Origin of the sequence: Microcoleus sp. B13-B6, from assembly GCF_036705405.1 — a bacterium.
Classification (GTDB): Bacteria; Cyanobacteriota; Cyanobacteriia; order Cyanobacteriales; family Microcoleaceae; genus Microcoleus.
On the sequence record NZ_JAUBUJ010000053.1, the window covers coordinates 16,555 to 31,796 of the forward strand.

Below are 15,242 nucleotides of genomic sequence, written 5' to 3' on the forward strand. Positions count from 1 at the left end.
GCGCGAGAAGAATGCTAAACTTTCCATCGGGCGTGCCGAACAGACGATCGTACATTATGATGAAAAAAATTAAAGTAATGCTGAAAAACCGCTACTTGACTGCTGCGAGTTCGATCGCCCTTCTCACAATTATTGCCGGATGTGCAGCTACTGAATCACCTCAACTTGCATCTCCCTCTCCTGTAGCTGAATCTTCCCCGCCGCCAGTTAAACCAAGTCAGCCTCAGCCCTTAATAGTCTCTGCTACCAATCCCGAAACCCCCACAAATACCAAAATCCAGCAATATCTCAACGGCTTAGCCGCCCAAGGTTTTGCCAAAGAAAACCAAGGCGTCTGGATGCAATCTGGCAATACTTTGCTAGCCAATCATCAAGGTACCGTTCCTCTGTCAGCCGCTTCTATTACCAAAGTAGCAACATCTCTCGTAGCGCTGCAACAATTCGGGCCGGAACATCAATTTATTACCTTAATTGGTACAACGGGAAAAATTGAAAACGGCGTATTAAAAGGCGATTTAATTGTGGGCGGAAGCGAAGATCCGTTGTTTGTTTGGGAAGAGGCGATCGCCCTCGGTAACGCCTTAAATCAAAAAGGCATCAAGCGAGTCAGTGGCAATTTGATAATTGTCGATAAGTTTTACATGAACTTTGAACTTGATCCCCTCAAATCGGGAGAATTGCTCAAACAAGGATTGAACAGTCAAATCTGGCCCAGCGAAGCCGCCGCCCAGTATCAAACACTGCCTCCAAATACGCCAAAACCCCAAATAGCAATTGAGGGTACTGTACAAGTTTTGTCAGCACCTCCCAATGACGTGCAGCCTTTAGTCAAACATTATTCTTTGCCCCTTGCCGAACTGATCAAAAAAATGAATCAGTACAGCAACAATCTCATGGCAGATATGCTAGCTGATACTGTCGGTGGCGCTAAAACAGTCGCGCAAAAAGCAGCAGCAGCAACCGGAGTTCCTCCCGCAGAAATTCAACTCGTCAACGGTTCGGGATTGAGCGAAGAAAATCTCATTTCTCCACGGGCGGCTTGCGCGTTGTTTATCGCTTTAGAACGCTATCTTGAACCTTACAGCATGACAGTTGCTGATGTCTTAACTGTAGTTGGGAAAGATGAAGGAATACTGGCAGAACGGGCGCTTCCAAAATTAGCAGTAGTCAAATCTGGCACCTTGGATAATGTTAGCGCTTTGGGCGGAGCGCTGCCAACTCAAAAACAAGAAACTGTGTGGTTTGTGATTATGAATGGAGGGGCAAATGTCGAGACATTTCGCACTCAGCAAGAGGTTTTGCTGAAAAGCTTTTTGAATGAGTGGGGAAGTGTTCAAGTTTCGCCGCCGGAATTAACGCCAAATCCTGCTAGAAAGAGTAAGGTATCTCGCAGCGAAATTGTCAATTGATATCAATTCCGGTTGCACTCTTTATGATTGTTGACTGTTGACTGTTGACTGTTGACTGTAGAAGGAGGGGTGGAAAAACTCAATGGTTGAGTGTTAACTGTTGACTCGATTTTATTATTCCGATGCAACCGGAAACGATATGATTGGAGGCTTACGCATGGGGGCCCAGAAACCGGGTTTTTTTACAAAAAGACGCCTTGTCACCCGCAAATTCAGCAAAAAATCCGGTTTCTTTAGTTTGTAGGGTGTGTCAGCACAGAAAAGTGGAATTTTTAGCTAAAATAATGCAAGCTGATACACCCTAGGAGTACAAACCAATTTAATTAGGTGTTTTTGCCCTAGCGACTACAATGCCGATCGCACTTTCGACTCTGCTAATATATCTCTGCAAGTCGTAAGCAACTGTCACCTCCCCAGCCGGCGAAGCGTGAATTAAACCCATATTGCCGTCAGCATTGCGGTATACTAAACCGGTGTGGGTGACATCCAATCCTTTAACATCCGTGGCTACCGCTACAATATCCCCTGGTTTTAACTGAGAATAAACACTTTTTATCTGATTTGTGGGGATGTAATTAACAGTAGTTTTGGCTAACTCTGCTTCTTGGCTGACTATGCACTGATAAGTCGTTTCGTCTTTGACCATTTGCGGGTAACTGCTGCGGTGCTGACTCATGAAATTTAGTGTTTTATTCATGGGTACTCCCCCTAATTCAGCCGTGATATTTTCCACAGTTTGCCGTTTTTGATTGTCGTTAATCCATTCGGAAAAATAGTGCAATCTGCTGCAATAACCGTTGATTTTACCGTTTAAATACCGCTGTTCTTCTATGCGATTTACAAAATTTTGATAGTCGTAATCTTGTACTGCTACGCCCCTGGCGATCGCCAAAACGGTTTCTACAAATAAAACGCAATCAAATTTATTCAAAGTTACGATCAACTTTTCTTCGCCGGATTTGTCCAGCAAACCAGCGGCGTAGGGCAATCCTTGGAACTTATCGGCGATCGCCTGGACGATTTCTCCGATCGAGCGATCGTGCAAATTTTGTTGTTTTGCATACTGTACAACCTGTTCAAAACGTGCTATGTCTTCAGGTTGTGCAGCGGTTTCTCTCTCCGTGTTATTTGAATTATTTGAGTCCGATCGTCTCGCCAGCACTTTCAGCAATTCGGAATAGGAAATTTCCGCTAAATTGTTGAAGTCCCACAACATACTCGGAAAACTGGAAACAGTTTGCTTGTTTGTTATCTCCAGATTTTCGCTTTTTCCCGTCAAGGAAAACGCTACATCCGCGCCCTGTCCTGCTGTTTGTCGATCGACAACATATCCCGTAGCAGATTGAGACTGAAATGCCCAAACATCAGGTATCAAAGAATTATTCACGCCGACGATCGCAAATCCCAAAACAGCCAGACTCCAAAAATTTCTCATGTTTTTCAAAGGATTTTGCTTCAACTCAGTGCTATCCTGAAAATTTTACAATTACTAGAAGTCTCAATCAGCCTAGTAGACAGATAAACTTGGCAACAGCGGACTAGATCGATACACTTGTCATTTAGATGCCGCCCTATTATAAACTGATCGTGCGAGTTTGATAGCACAAAACTGTAATGCAAGTAGAACGCCGACGCCGCCCCATCGGGCCGCAACCCCCAATCGAGTCCCGACGCCAAAGCACCGAGCGCCCATTCCAGTCCCGACGCCAAAGCACCGAGCGCCCAGTGCTATCTCGTCGTCGCCCAATCCCGACCCGACGCCCCATAGACCTCTTGCAAAAGTCGCTCTCAATTCTGGGAATTATCTGGGTTAATCTGCGTTCATCTGCCTTGTATCTGCGGTTGACCGATCGAGCAAAGATTCATGCAACAGGTCTAATCCAATCCCGACGCCAAAGCAGCCAGCGCCCCGTCGGACGCCGACGCCAAAGCAGCGAAGGCCCAGTGCCATCTCGTCGCCGAGTGAGGACGAAATTTTCTCGGCTAAAATACCGTAACATTTTGTGTTTAATCGCCGGGGCGATCGCGATCGGTTGGATTGTCACAATACCGTTCAGAATTCGCCGTGCCCCAGAACCGCCAGTCATATTGCCTCAACAGGCCGTCTCGCCTCAAGAAACACTCTCGCCTCCGACAATTGAACCATCGGAAAATTTAGCCGATCGTCAAAGCGAGCCTACCTTTAGCTACAACATCAAAACACCTCCCAATCCAGTTTACTCTCAAGAATTGCAAGGGATTGTTGATGAATCTGTGAAAATTGCAACCAGCAAAGGACTGCCTGCTGAACGGGTATCAATTACCCTATTTGATGTCAGCAATTCCCAAAGTCACACCTTTGCTGGATATCAAAATCAAACTCTCCGATTTCCCGCTAGCGTGGCCAAGTTATTTTGGATGGCAGCGTTCTACTCAGCCATAGAAAAAGGCATCATTACGCAAAGAGAATCTGCCTTTAAAAACGACCTAGAACAAATGATGCGCGTCTCCAATAACGATGCTGCCAGCCGACTTTTAGACAAAATCACAGATACAAAATCCGGCGGCAGGCTCGCAGGAGAAGAGTTGCAAACCTGGCTGAAAAAGCGCACTCAAATTAACACATTTTTCCAGTCGGCCGGCTACAATGATCTTCGTATAAGCACCAAAAATTATCCCATATACTATTTAAGACAAGAAGGGCCAATCGGTCGCGACTTGCAATTGCGGGGCGATGCTTCTGTGCCGATTCGCAATCAAGTAACTACCGACCAAGCAGCCAGATTAATATATGAAATCTATACTAGGCAAGCGGTTTCCAGCGTCGCCAGCCGCAAAATGGCTTACTTGCTAACGAGAGACTTAGACCCCAAGGCTTGGAAAAAAGACCCTCTCAACTCAATACAAGGATTTCTCGGCGAATCTTTACCACCTAATATTTATTTTGGTTCCAAAGTAGGCTATACTTCCAAATCCCGCAGCGAAGCGGCATTTGTGAGAACTTTAGACGATCGCGCCATTTATATCTTAGTTGTTTTCGCAGACGATCCGGCTTATGCCAAGGACGAAACAGCATTTCCGGCAATTTCCCGATACGTTTTCGATCGGCTAAACGATCGTGGCCCCAGCACTTTGCAGTGATATGGAGTAGTGCCTGTTGACTGTTGACTGTTGACTGTTAGTCGAAAAACTGAATGATGGTTAGATGCAATCGGGTAGCATCGGAATTATTCGTCTCTCTGTTCTCTTCCTCTGTTTTCTCGGCGTCAACAGCGGTTTAATCATTCCAATGCAACCGGATTTGATATGAGTGTTGAATGTTGACTCGATTTTACAATTCCGGCGCGGTCAGAAGTGAGATTATGCACAAACAACTGTTTCTGCGAAAAATGGGTACTGGCGGCCAAAAAAAACAATTTTTTGACCACAACTCTATGCTTTTAGGTTAGGTAAAACCCGCATAAATAAATCCGGTTTCTGATATCCTATGATACTATGTCCGGCCCATTACCCTTAATAGGGTAAGGGCGGGTTCACGAAAAATATCTGCCAATAATTGACAATCTCAAAAACCCGCCCTTTTAATCACGGTCACTCGATCAGACATGATATGAGCAAGTGCTAATTAAGTTTGTCGTAATGAAGTCGTTTTTCTCTCGTCTGCCAAGCGCTAACTCTAAACGGTGAGTTTAACAATTGATTTACTGGATACAATTTAACTGGGGCGAAAGGATTCGAACCTCTGAATGGCTGGACCAAAACCAGCTGCCTTACCACTTGGCGACGCCCCAACGTCTCAACATTTAATATAGTAACACCCAGACACGGGAATCTGTCAAGCATTTTGACAATAAAATTTAAAAAATGTTTTTGGAACCGCTCGCCCGCAGGTTTATGCTTTGACCGCAGGGGGGCGAGCTACCGGGATTTCAATCCTGAAATCCGCTCCCTGTCCAGGTTCCGAGATACAATTCAAACTTCCTCCGTGTTTTTCCACCACTATCTGGTAGCTGATAGACAAGCCGAGCCCCGTACCCTTGCCTACAGGTTTAGTGGTAAAGAAAGGGTCAAACAAGTGGCATTTAGCTTTTTCGGGCAATCCGGGCCCGCTGTCTTGAATCCGAATCACCACAACTTGACCCCTCGACTTTCCTGACTCATCAGCCTCCGAGTCTGGGTTCACCACCGCCGTCGAGATTTTGATCGTCTTGGGCGGAGGCTGATTTTCCAAAGAGTCGATCGCATTCGCCAAAATATTCATAAATACTTGGTTGAGCTGTCCGGGATAGCACTCTACCTTCGGCAAGTCGCCGTAGTCTTTAATTACCTCAATTCCCGGCACTAGCCCGTTTGACTTCAAGCGACTCTGCAAAATCAGCAGCGTGCTGTCAATCCCTTCGTGAATGTCCACCGGCTTCATCTCTGCTTCGTCGTGCCGTGCGAAGTTCCGCAGAGACAGGACAATTTGGCGGATGCGTTCAGTTCCCATCTCTATTGAAGACAGAATTTTCAGCAAATCCGGCACTATGAACTCAACATCGATTTCTTCGTTTTTGTCGAGTATTTCGGGGCAAGGCTCGGGGTAGTGCTTTTGATACAAGTGCAGCAAATCCAGCAGATTTTTCATGTACTGCTTGCAATAAGTCAAGTTGCCGTAAATAAAATTAACCGGATTGTTAATTTCATGGGCGACGCCGGCGACCATTTGACCGAGAGAGGACATTTTTTCGTTTTGGATGAGCTGAGCTTCTTTCTGCTGCAACTGCTGCAATGTTTCCGTCAGTTGGCGGGCTTGAGTTTGAGCTGCTAAGGCTGCCGCCCGGGTTTGGGCGTAGAGTTCGGCTTGGTCGATCGCGATCGCCAATTGATCCACCACCGCTTGCAGCAATTCCACTTCGCTCGTCGCCCAAGAACGGTGGCTGCTGTAATGGTTACAAACTACAGCACCCATTTGACCGGAGCGAGTCTTGACAGGCAGCAGCAGGTTAGAAACAATCCCGATACTGCTCAAAAAAGCTCGCGTGGGCGGTTCGATGCACAGTGCTGTGGCAGTGTCGCCGAGCCGGAGCGTTTGGCGGTGGCTAATTTTCTCGGCCAGCAGGGTTACTTGTTCGATCGGGTATTCTGTAAGTCGGTCTTTCAGTTCGGGATTTGCCGCTTCGTGGGTGATTGCAAAGCTTGGCTGCCCGTCTCGCGAGATGGAATACCACAAAAAGTAGCACTGGTCAACCTGCAACAAGCTGCGAATTTCGTTGACAGCCGTATCTAAAATTTTGTCGAGATCGAGGGAATTCCGCATCTGGCTGGCGAGGCCGAAGAGCAGGGCTTCGCGGCGGCTCAACAATTCTTCTCGGGCAGTGACGCGATCGATCGCCACGGCGATGGCGTTAGCCATGCAGCCCAGAACTTCTAGCGCTCCCTCGCTTGCCAAAGCGTTACTGCACAGAGCCATCACTCCCACCAACCGATCCTCCACAATCAGCGGATAGGCGGCGCAGAGAGACGGGTTCGACAGTAGGCACACAGGAGCCGTTTGGAGGTTTCCGGCTTCTGTTCGCACCCAATCTTCTATTTCCCGTGCCCACTCTTGGCTGCTAAGTCCTGAATTGGCCTGCAATTCTAACCGCTCTGTCTGCGGGTTGAAAGTCCAGATGCTCACCCCTGTGGCGTCTAGGTACTCTACCATTGCCTCGGTGCAGCGGTTGAGGATGACCGATATTTTCCCGCCTTGTCCGAGGGCTGCACCGACTTTAGCTTGCAGGGTTCCCAAGCGAGCTCGCTCTTGTAGGGATGCTGCCGTTAGTTGGCGATCCGAGGTGTCGCGGGGGCCGGCAACGATTTCTCGGATTTGTTGGGTATCGTCCGCGCGCCCGATGCCCGCTGAAGCTTCCCACCCATATTGAGATTTGCCTGTTTCCCCCAGCGTCGGGAGCTTTTTTGTTCCGTATATTGTCCTGCTACTCTGTGGCGTATGTACCGCATACCAGCTCGATCGGTTAGAGCCAGGAACTAACTCCGAGATTTGCTGGCTGTTCGAGCTGATATCTTCTACCTCTGGCAACTGTTTCTGGGCTTTGACTAATTGCCAGCGCAGCTCCACCAAACTCGCAACTTGCCGACTTAAAGCTTGGAGAGCTTCTATCGTTTCTTTTGTCAAGTCTCGCGGCACCGAGTCCATGACGGATAGCACTCCCAGCACCTGCCCATCTGAGCTAACAACTGGGATTCCGGCGTAAAATTTCACGAAGGGGTAGAAAACGATCAGCGGATGCTCGCCAAATCTCACATCTGTGGAAGCGTCTCGAACAATGGCTGCAGGCAGTCCTTTAAAGGAATTTATAGGGAGTTCGATCGCTAATTCGGGAGCAACTGGCGGTTTTTGCAGGGGAATTGCCCGGTCAAATTCCGAGTTTGAGTTTGAGCCGACTGCGAACTCTTCGGGAATTTGATCCAGGGCGCGAGCGCAAAAATTCAGGTAACGGTGGGCCAAAGTTCGATCGATACCTAGCTGCGACTTCAACCAGTGGCGGTTTCCGTCAATCAAGCTCAAGAAAGCAATAGGAGTTCGGCTAAGCTGAGCTGCCAAACCTACCAAATTGTCCAAGCAAGCGTCTGGAGCAGAGCCGAGAAGCTGATACAAGTCAATGTTATGGAGCTTGAACACTTTTTTATCAAGAGGCAAGGGTGCTTTCATCATGTGTAACTGCCCGTCTAGTTGCTGGCAACCGCCCTTCTCAATACTTTCGAGAAAAACAAGCTATGAATTGTGTGATGGGAGACTGTGGGCGCAAATTCGGCGCAGGCTGCTTGCGCCAAATTCCGACTAACCTCTTGACTGATCTGGAAACTTTTGGGTTATGGGAGTTAGAGCACCCCAGATCTAAGACTATATAAATTATACTTCCAGTTGACTATGCTTTTGAATACCTCCGGCTCTCTAAATCTAAGAGCCTCTGTTGGGAGGAAGCCGCTTTCCCAAATATATGACTATTGCTTACCTTTAATTTTTTAATCAGTTTAATTGTATTTTAACAGACTTGTCTAATCGTGGGTAGCTGGCTTGCTGGTAGATTTAAATCAGGGGTTTGTGCCACAATACCAGTGTCCTTTACCGAGCTGTGCCGATTCCGACCGTTCAACTACAGTTAGGAGATGAATTACAAAAGATTGGTAAGATGTTAAACTTTGTAACAAGAGTTGTTCAAACTCGACCTTTTAGGGTTTATGGGCCCGGATGCACATTTTGCAACTGTTGTAATTGCCGATCGACCACTCTCCCAATCCCTTTTTTCGGGTTTGAGGTAAAAAAACCGGGCTAAAGTTTCAACTAACGCTCCAACGGGGTTGACAATTATTGCACAGAGACAACTCTCAAAAAATGACGGCGGGAATTATGTTTGGTATTTTCAACAACTATAAATAAACAGGGAGAAGAATATGTCTGCAAGTAGCAGTCAAGTACCAACTATTTTGGCAGTTGATGATAGCGTCGTGATGCAAGGACTTGTTAAACAGGCCTTAAGCAAAGAGTTTCGAGTTCTCGTAACCGACAATGCAGTGGATGCTTTGTCAACGATTTATCACGAACAAATTTCGGTTTTGTTGCTCGATGTTTCGATGCCTGGTATTGACGGATTGGAACTCTGCCGCACGGTGCGGAGCTTGCCTCAGTTTCAGAATTTGCCGATCGTAATGCTGACAGCGCGAGATGGAGCCTTTGATAAGGTACAGGGGCGTTTGGCGGGAGCAACAGAGTATTTAACTAAGCCTTTTGATGCTGATAAGTTGCGCGAGGTAATTGGTAAGTTTATCAAAATCAAATAATCGGAATAAAAAAAAATCAGTTTTGAGTAATTAATGAAGTAATTTGAGTAATTAATTAACTAAAAAGTTGGGTTCGCGCTCTCTGAGCCTCGACTTCTTTAACAAGTCGGGGGGCGGGGTATTCTGCACTATTTGCGAGGTAAGTCCTAAATTTTTAATTTTGCCAGGAGTAGGGGAGCGATCGCACTGACAGGTAGAACATATTGGGCGGCACCGAGGGCGATCGCCTCCTTGGGCATTCCGAAGACAATGCAGCTAGCTTCGTCTTGGGCGATTGTCAACCCCCCTTGTGTGGCGATAGCCAACATTCCGTCAGCACCATCTCTACCCATTCCTGTCAGCAAAACCCCCGCTGCTGCCCGACTATAAAAATTAGCTACCGACTTAAATGTCACCGTTACAGAAGGGCAGTGTCCCGCGACATGAGCCGATTCTGAATAAACAAATCGCCCTTGAGAGTCCAATTCTAAATGACGTTTTTCGGGCGGGAAATAAACAGTCCCTGCTTGTGGCAATTCCCCAAAAGAAGCTATCTTAACAGGCAGTTTCGATTCATTACCCAGCCAATCAACTAATCCTTGCAAAAAACCTTCACTGATGTGCTGGACACAAATTATAGGCACTGGAAAACTAGCCGGAAGTTTAGAAATAATCGTGTACAGTGCTTGCGGTCCCCCTGTTGAAGCCCCTATAGCCAATACTTTAATAGTTGGAGATTTAATATTTTCGTTGGAGAACTTGTAATTAGCAACTGGTGCTTGGTTGATTTTTACAACTTGATTATTATTATATTCTGTTGGCATCTTTTTTTGATGCCGTGTAAATACTTTAACTCCTGAGAGGATTTTAACTTTAGCTATTAATTGATTGGCGAGGCGAGCGTAATCAGATACCAACCCGCCAATCGGTTTCGGAAAAACATCCAATGCACCAGCCTTTAACAGTTGAAATACATTCTGAGTATCATTCGCTTGCACTGAAGCACTAATTACTAAAATTGGTAGCGGATATTTCTTCATTACTTCTTCCGTAAATTCTAACCCGTTCATTGGTACCATGTTCAAATCCGTACAGATTACTTGGGGCTGAAGTTTGGGGATTAATTCTAGTCCTTCTAATCCGTTGCAAGCGGTTCCTACAACTTGGATGTCTGGCGAGGACTCAAAAATTCGTTTGAGGACGAGCGTAACTACTGGAGAATCTTCAACTAACAATAGTTTAATGGGCGATAACATCAGTTTGCTGGGAAATGGGGAATGGGGAACGGGAAATGATAAATTCGGCATCCATGCACGGGGAATTTTTCACTAGACACAGGGCATTGGGCCTTGCTAATTGGTAGTAAATAACAAATAGCTAATAACTAATGACTAATGACTAATGACTAATGACTAATGACTACACTAACCTTTTTAGTGTCTCTACCAGCACATCTTGATTGAAAGTACCTTTAGGAATATAAGCATTTGCCCCCGCATCAGCACCTCTTTTTTTATCTTCATCCGATGCCAAAGATGTCACTAAAATTATCGGCAACTCACTGTATTCTTTTTGCTCCCGAATCTTAATAGTCAGGGCCAAGCCGTCTAAATTTGGCATTTGTATGTCAGAAATCACAGCATCAAAATCGCGAGTTTTCAATTTATGGAAAGCATCCAATCCGTCTACCGCAGTCACAACTTCGTAACCCGCACCTTCCAGGATGCGTTTTTCTTGAGTGCGCGTGGCGATCGAGTCTTCTGCTAATAGTATAACTTGTTTTCTGCTGGCAGTCTCAAGTTGCGATCGCGCACTCCCAACCCCACGAGACGAAACTTGCTGGCGTACAGATTTTATCAAATCGTGGGGATTGAGTACCATACAAACTTCCCCAGTAGCGAGAATGGTTGCACCCGAAACATTTCGCACCCGTTTCAGCAATTGACTTTGAGGTTTCATCACCACATCCTGTTCGTCTATCAAAGCATCTACAAATAATCCCAATCTTTCCTCCCCGACTTTCAAAACAATACAAGGCATTTTTGAAGTGGAATTTACGAAGTATTTTTGATTTTTTATCAGACTTTCACTCCCGGTTTCCTGTCTCAAATACCGATTCTTTTGCCAGCCTTGTCTAGTGTTTAATTCTAGTAAATCTGTCAGATGAGCAACTGACAGAGGCTGACCCTTGGAAAGTATAGTTTCCTTACCTTCTATAGCAAATATCTCAGACGGAGACACCTGTTGTGCCGTGTCTACAAACTCGACTGGCAGAGCATAAGGAATGTCTTCAACTACGACAATTAATACATTTGCTGTAGCTAAAGACGTGCTGATTTGCAGCCTCAAAGTGCATCCTTTTCCCGGTAAAGACTCTACTTGAATACTACCTTTTAGGGCTTCAACATTAGTGCGAACTACATCTAAGCCCACCCCGCGGCCCGAAACTTCGGTAACAAATTTTTTGGTCGAAAAACCAGGAGTAAAAATTAAAGATTGTACTTGATTTTCTGTCATTTCTGCCAGTTGTTCAAGCGTACAAAGATTACGTTTGACAGCCGTTTGTTTAATGCTCTCTAGATTTAGTCCCCGACCATCATCAGCAACTTCAATAATAATATTGCTAGCAATATTATAGCCTTTAATTCGGAGAGTAGCCACGGGAGGTTTACCTAGTTGTTTCCGCTCCTCAACAGTTTCAATACCGTGGTCGATCGCATTTCTAATCATGTGCATTAAAGGGTCTTTCATTTCCTCTAAAATGCGTTTATCGGCTGTAGTTTCGCCTCCTTCAATCACTAATGCAACTTCTTTACCTTCCCGTTTCGCTAAGTCTCGAACAGTTCGAGGAAATAAATTAAAAATAGTAGACAAAGGCAGCAGTCTCAGAGTGCGAATTCCTGATTCTAATGCCTCGGCGATTAATTCGAGTCTGGCAGTATCTTCATAAACTCGATTTCTCAAGCGGTTGACTAAAGTTCCGAGACGTTCCAAACGTTCTTCTGTACGTTGATAGTAATCCTGCAATTGGCTAAACTTACCGTTGGCTTTAATACCGTTTTCATCTATTTGCATCCGATCGAGAGTCAAGCTCGTTACAAAATATTCTCGGCTCCACTCTTCCCACAAAGTTGTAATTTGTTCGAGCTCTGCAACTCGGTGTCCTAGCCGAGTTTTTGTGACAGTAAGTTCCCCTGCTTGAGTCATTAAATCGTCTAAATTTTGAGTAGCAACGCGAATGGTTTCAATGCGGTAAGATGAGGTAGAGGATGCAGTAACTGCCGACTGCGACGCCGACGCAGGGGCGGGTTCAGAAGGTGCAGGCAAGTTGTGAGCTTGCAGTGGAAATTCGGGCTGGGATTGTCGGGGTAAAAAAGAGGAATTCTTCTCTAAGTTAACGACTTCTGAATTTTCAACGTTGGTTTCTGGTTGTTGGGTAGGAGGCTCAGTAAATTGCGGTTCTACCAACGGTTGTTCTGGTACTGGTGAAGATGATGGCTCTACTATTGAGGCGGCCGCCTGTGGCTGTAACTGACTAGAAGCACCCATCATGCTAGCGAGGATATAAAATGTATTAATGCCGGAATCTTGGCCGGTAACGGCTTCGTTAACGAGTTTGCGGATGGCCTCTAAACCTTGCGAAAGTCGATCGCTAATATCTGAATTTAGTGGAGTTTCTCCCCGCTTGACACCTCCCAAAATATGCTCCATTTGATGAGCTAAAGATGCTACATTTTTTACTCCCAGCATCCCAGCATCACCTTTAAGAGAATGGGTTTCCCGCAACAATTGTTCTAACTGAGCGAAGTCGTCTGGATGTTGTTCTAAGTACAGCAATCCGTCATCTAGTTTCTGTAAGTGTTCTTGACTAGCGACTTTAAATACATCTCGAAGTTCTTGATCTTCAATCATCATATATGTTTTTGAGTAATAGGTAATTGAGCATGGCTTATGGGCAATTGGTAATGATAATTATCTTGACTACTCAGTCGATTGCTAATGACTAATGACTAATGACTAATGACTAATGACTAATGACTACTGACTACTGACTAATGACTAATGACTAATGACTAATGACTAATGACTAATGACTAATGACTAATGACTACTGACTAATGACTAATGACTACTGACTACACTACTTTTTTAAGATTAAATGCAGCTTCTGTGAGTTGTTGAGTACCGATTTTAACTTGATTAATGCCGCTGACTGTTTGAGACGCGGATTCCTTCATAGAACTCATGGCATCACCTACTTGCTGAATTGCGCTCGCCTGCTGTTTAACATTAAAAGAAATTTGCTGGTTGCTAGCAAACACCAGATTGCAAGCTTCCCTCACACCCGTAAAAGCTTCGGCCGTATCTTGTGCTGTTTTCACCCCTTCTGCAACCGTTTTGCGACTATCTTCAGTTGCTTTCACCGTAGAGTCGATCGCGCCCTTAATTTCTGGAACAATACCATTAATCTTTTGTGCTGCTTGTTGGCTTTCATCTGCTAACTTACGAATTTCGCTTGCTACCACCGCAAAACCTTTACCGTACTCACCGGCTCTGACTGCTTCAACAGCAGCGTTGAGAGCCAGCATATTAGTTTGGCTGGCTAAATCGCTAACCAAACTTGCGAGAGTCGATATATTGCCAATCTGACTCGTGCTGTCGTCGAGTCGATGATTTTGCTTAGAAATTGCCACCACAGCTTCTCTAAGATTCAGCATTTGATTGAGAGTTTGATCTACCTTTTTAGTACCTTCTTCGGCGAGATTTAAAGCTTGGCGAGCGGCAGCGGCAACAGACTCAGCTTGCTCGGCTGTTTGCTGAGAAGATCTGCCCAAATTTTCTAGAGTTATAGTTGTTTGATTGACAGAGACAAATTGCCGATCTGCTATTTGCTCTTGCCGATTCATATTAGATTCTATTTGCAGTGAAAATGACGATATTTGGTAAATCAACCCCCGAATGAGAGCAACAATCTGTTGCAAAAAAAACCAGCCAAATCCCAGCACCACAGCCAGGGAAACAATAGCAATAAACGCTGCTATTTTCTGAAGAGAATCAATAGAAGAAAATAGCAACCTTTTGGGTGAAGTATCCACAATTACTAAAAATTTATTTTTATTTTCCTGGCTGGGAAAAACTGTATTATAGCTAATCACTAGATCCGTCTTGTCAATATTTCCCTTGCCACCTGAGAGTATTTTAGCAACAATGTCTCCTGAATAATCATTTTTGACATTTTCCTTAGTTTTGAGTTCCAATCCCCATGCTTTTTGAGGATTGGGATGAGCCAGATAATACCCATCTTGATTTAAGATAAAAGATTGGTCTGATAGTTCAGGATTAAAATTTTTAACCATATCGAGCAAAGTGCTACCCAGAGCATTCGTAATGACAAAGCCTTGTCTTTGTCCTTTGGCATTAAAAATTGGAGTGGCGTAGCGAATGGTTGGCTTGTAAGGAATTTCTATTTTCCCCCTTTCCTCATTCAGATTTAAGGAAGACACATAGACTTCTCCTGATTTTAGCTTCATAGTTGCCGAAAAGTAATCTGCGTCTGCTTTATTTTGTAGTTGAGAATCTGGAATAACTTGGAGATTTGTGCCGTCAGAATCTACGCGCACGATCTCCTTACCGCTGTTATCTATGTAACGCAATTGCATATAATAGGGCTTGGCTTCCATCAACGATAAAAATGTGAGTTGCATTCGATAAACCCAATCTTTATAAGTTGAATTAGTTTGTTTGTCTACTCCCTTTCCTTCTCTAGCTCTAATCATTCCCTGAACTGGGGGAGTTTTGCGGAGAAACAAAATATCGGCTCTCAGATTGTCAAATTGGTTAATCATTTGATTGGCGGTGGAATTAACACTGTCACTAAGGGTTATTAATGCTAAATTTTGTAGTGCTTCTGTTGAAGAAGAAATTCCATACCAACCAACCAGAGATACTGGAATCAAGGTACTTAAAATTAGGAGTAGGAGCAGTCGGTGCTGCATTTTTTGGAAAAATTTGTTCATCATTGGTTACGGAGGATTGGTTACTGGGAACTTG

The 15,242-nt window shown here is 45.0% G+C and carries 8 protein-coding genes and 1 tRNA gene; 3 read left to right on the forward strand and 6 right to left on the reverse strand.

Translation table 11 applies throughout. The features are described from left to right. Positions 1-11 precede the first annotated feature (11 nt). Positions 12-1,409, forward strand: coding sequence for a D-alanyl-D-alanine carboxypeptidase (locus tag QUB35_RS22135; protein ID WP_333143884.1), 1,398 nt, complete (start codon positions 12-14; stop codon positions 1,407-1,409). A 319-nt stretch (positions 1,410-1,728) separates the two neighbouring features. Here the strand turns inward: QUB35_RS22135 and QUB35_RS22140 are convergent, their stop codons facing one another. Beyond that, complete coding sequence (locus QUB35_RS22140; RefSeq protein ID WP_333143885.1) at positions 1,729-2,844, reverse strand: N-acetylmuramoyl-L-alanine amidase-like domain-containing protein; 1,116 nt, start codon at positions 2,842-2,844, stop codon at positions 1,729-1,731. A 338-nt stretch (positions 2,845-3,182) separates the two neighbouring features. On the opposite strand from QUB35_RS22140, the gene QUB35_RS22145 reads away from it, so the two are divergent. Beyond that, a complete protein-coding gene (locus tag QUB35_RS22145) occupies positions 3,183-4,529 on the forward strand; it encodes a serine hydrolase (RefSeq protein WP_333143886.1) in 1,347 nt (448 codons plus the stop codon). A 578-nt stretch (positions 4,530-5,107) separates the two neighbouring features. Here the strand turns inward: QUB35_RS22145 and QUB35_RS22150 are convergent. Together QUB35_RS22150 and QUB35_RS22155 are read right to left on the reverse strand one after the other, a co-directional pair. After that, positions 5,108-5,179: transfer RNA gene (locus QUB35_RS22150), tRNA-Gln, on the reverse strand. A gap of 101 nt (positions 5,180-5,280) precedes the next feature. Further along, entirely contained in the window at positions 5,281-8,085 is a 2,805-nt protein-coding gene (locus QUB35_RS22155) for a GAF domain-containing protein (RefSeq protein WP_333143887.1), read from the reverse strand. 740 nt (positions 8,086-8,825) lie between these two features. Here QUB35_RS22155 and QUB35_RS22160 point away from each other — a divergent pair. Further along, a complete protein-coding gene (locus tag QUB35_RS22160; protein WP_015175702.1) occupies positions 8,826-9,212 on the forward strand; it encodes a response regulator in 387 nt (128 codons plus the stop codon). 146 nt (positions 9,213-9,358) lie between these two features. Here the strand turns inward: QUB35_RS22160 and cheB are convergent, their stop codons facing one another. From cheB to QUB35_RS22175, 3 genes are all read right to left on the reverse strand, one after another. After that, entirely contained in the window at positions 9,359-10,447 is a 1,089-nt protein-coding gene (cheB, locus tag QUB35_RS22165) for a chemotaxis-specific protein-glutamate methyltransferase CheB (protein WP_333143888.1), read from the reverse strand. A 163-nt stretch (positions 10,448-10,610) separates the two neighbouring features. Further along, positions 10,611-13,103 (reverse strand): hybrid sensor histidine kinase/response regulator, encoded by a 2,493-nt coding sequence (locus QUB35_RS22170; protein WP_333143915.1) that lies wholly within the window; start codon positions 13,101-13,103, stop codon positions 10,611-10,613. Between the two features lie 224 nt (positions 13,104-13,327). Further along, positions 13,328-15,211 carry a methyl-accepting chemotaxis protein gene (locus tag QUB35_RS22175; RefSeq protein ID WP_333143889.1) on the reverse strand — a complete coding sequence of 628 codons (1,884 nt, stop codon included), beginning with the start codon at positions 15,209-15,211 and terminating at the stop codon, positions 13,328-13,330. Positions 15,212-15,242: the final 31 nt, after the last annotated feature.

What these genes read in the sequence shown, in the direction of transcription:
- QUB35_RS22135 (WP_333143884.1), top strand. Translation starts at nt 12, where the DNA reads ATGCTAAACTTTCCATCGGGCGTGCCGAACAGACGATCGTACATTATG.
- QUB35_RS22140 (WP_333143885.1), bottom strand. Translation starts at nt 2,844, where the DNA reads ATGAGAAATTTTTGGAGTCTGGCTGTTTTGGGATTTGCGATCGTCGGC.
- QUB35_RS22155 (WP_333143887.1), bottom strand. Translation starts at nt 8,085, where the DNA reads ATGATGAAAGCACCCTTGCCTCTTGATAAAAAAGTGTTCAAGCTCCAT.
- QUB35_RS22160 (WP_015175702.1), top strand. Translation starts at nt 8,826, where the DNA reads ATGTCTGCAAGTAGCAGTCAAGTACCAACTATTTTGGCAGTTGATGAT.
- cheB (WP_333143888.1), bottom strand. Translation starts at nt 10,447, where the DNA reads ATGTTATCGCCCATTAAACTATTGTTAGTTGAAGATTCTCCAGTAGTT.
- QUB35_RS22170 (WP_333143915.1), bottom strand. Translation starts at nt 13,103, where the DNA reads ATGATTGAAGATCAAGAACTTCGAGATGTATTTAAAGTCGCTAGTCAA.
- QUB35_RS22175 (WP_333143889.1), bottom strand. Translation starts at nt 15,211, where the DNA reads ATGATGAACAAATTTTTCCAAAAAATGCAGCACCGACTGCTCCTACTC.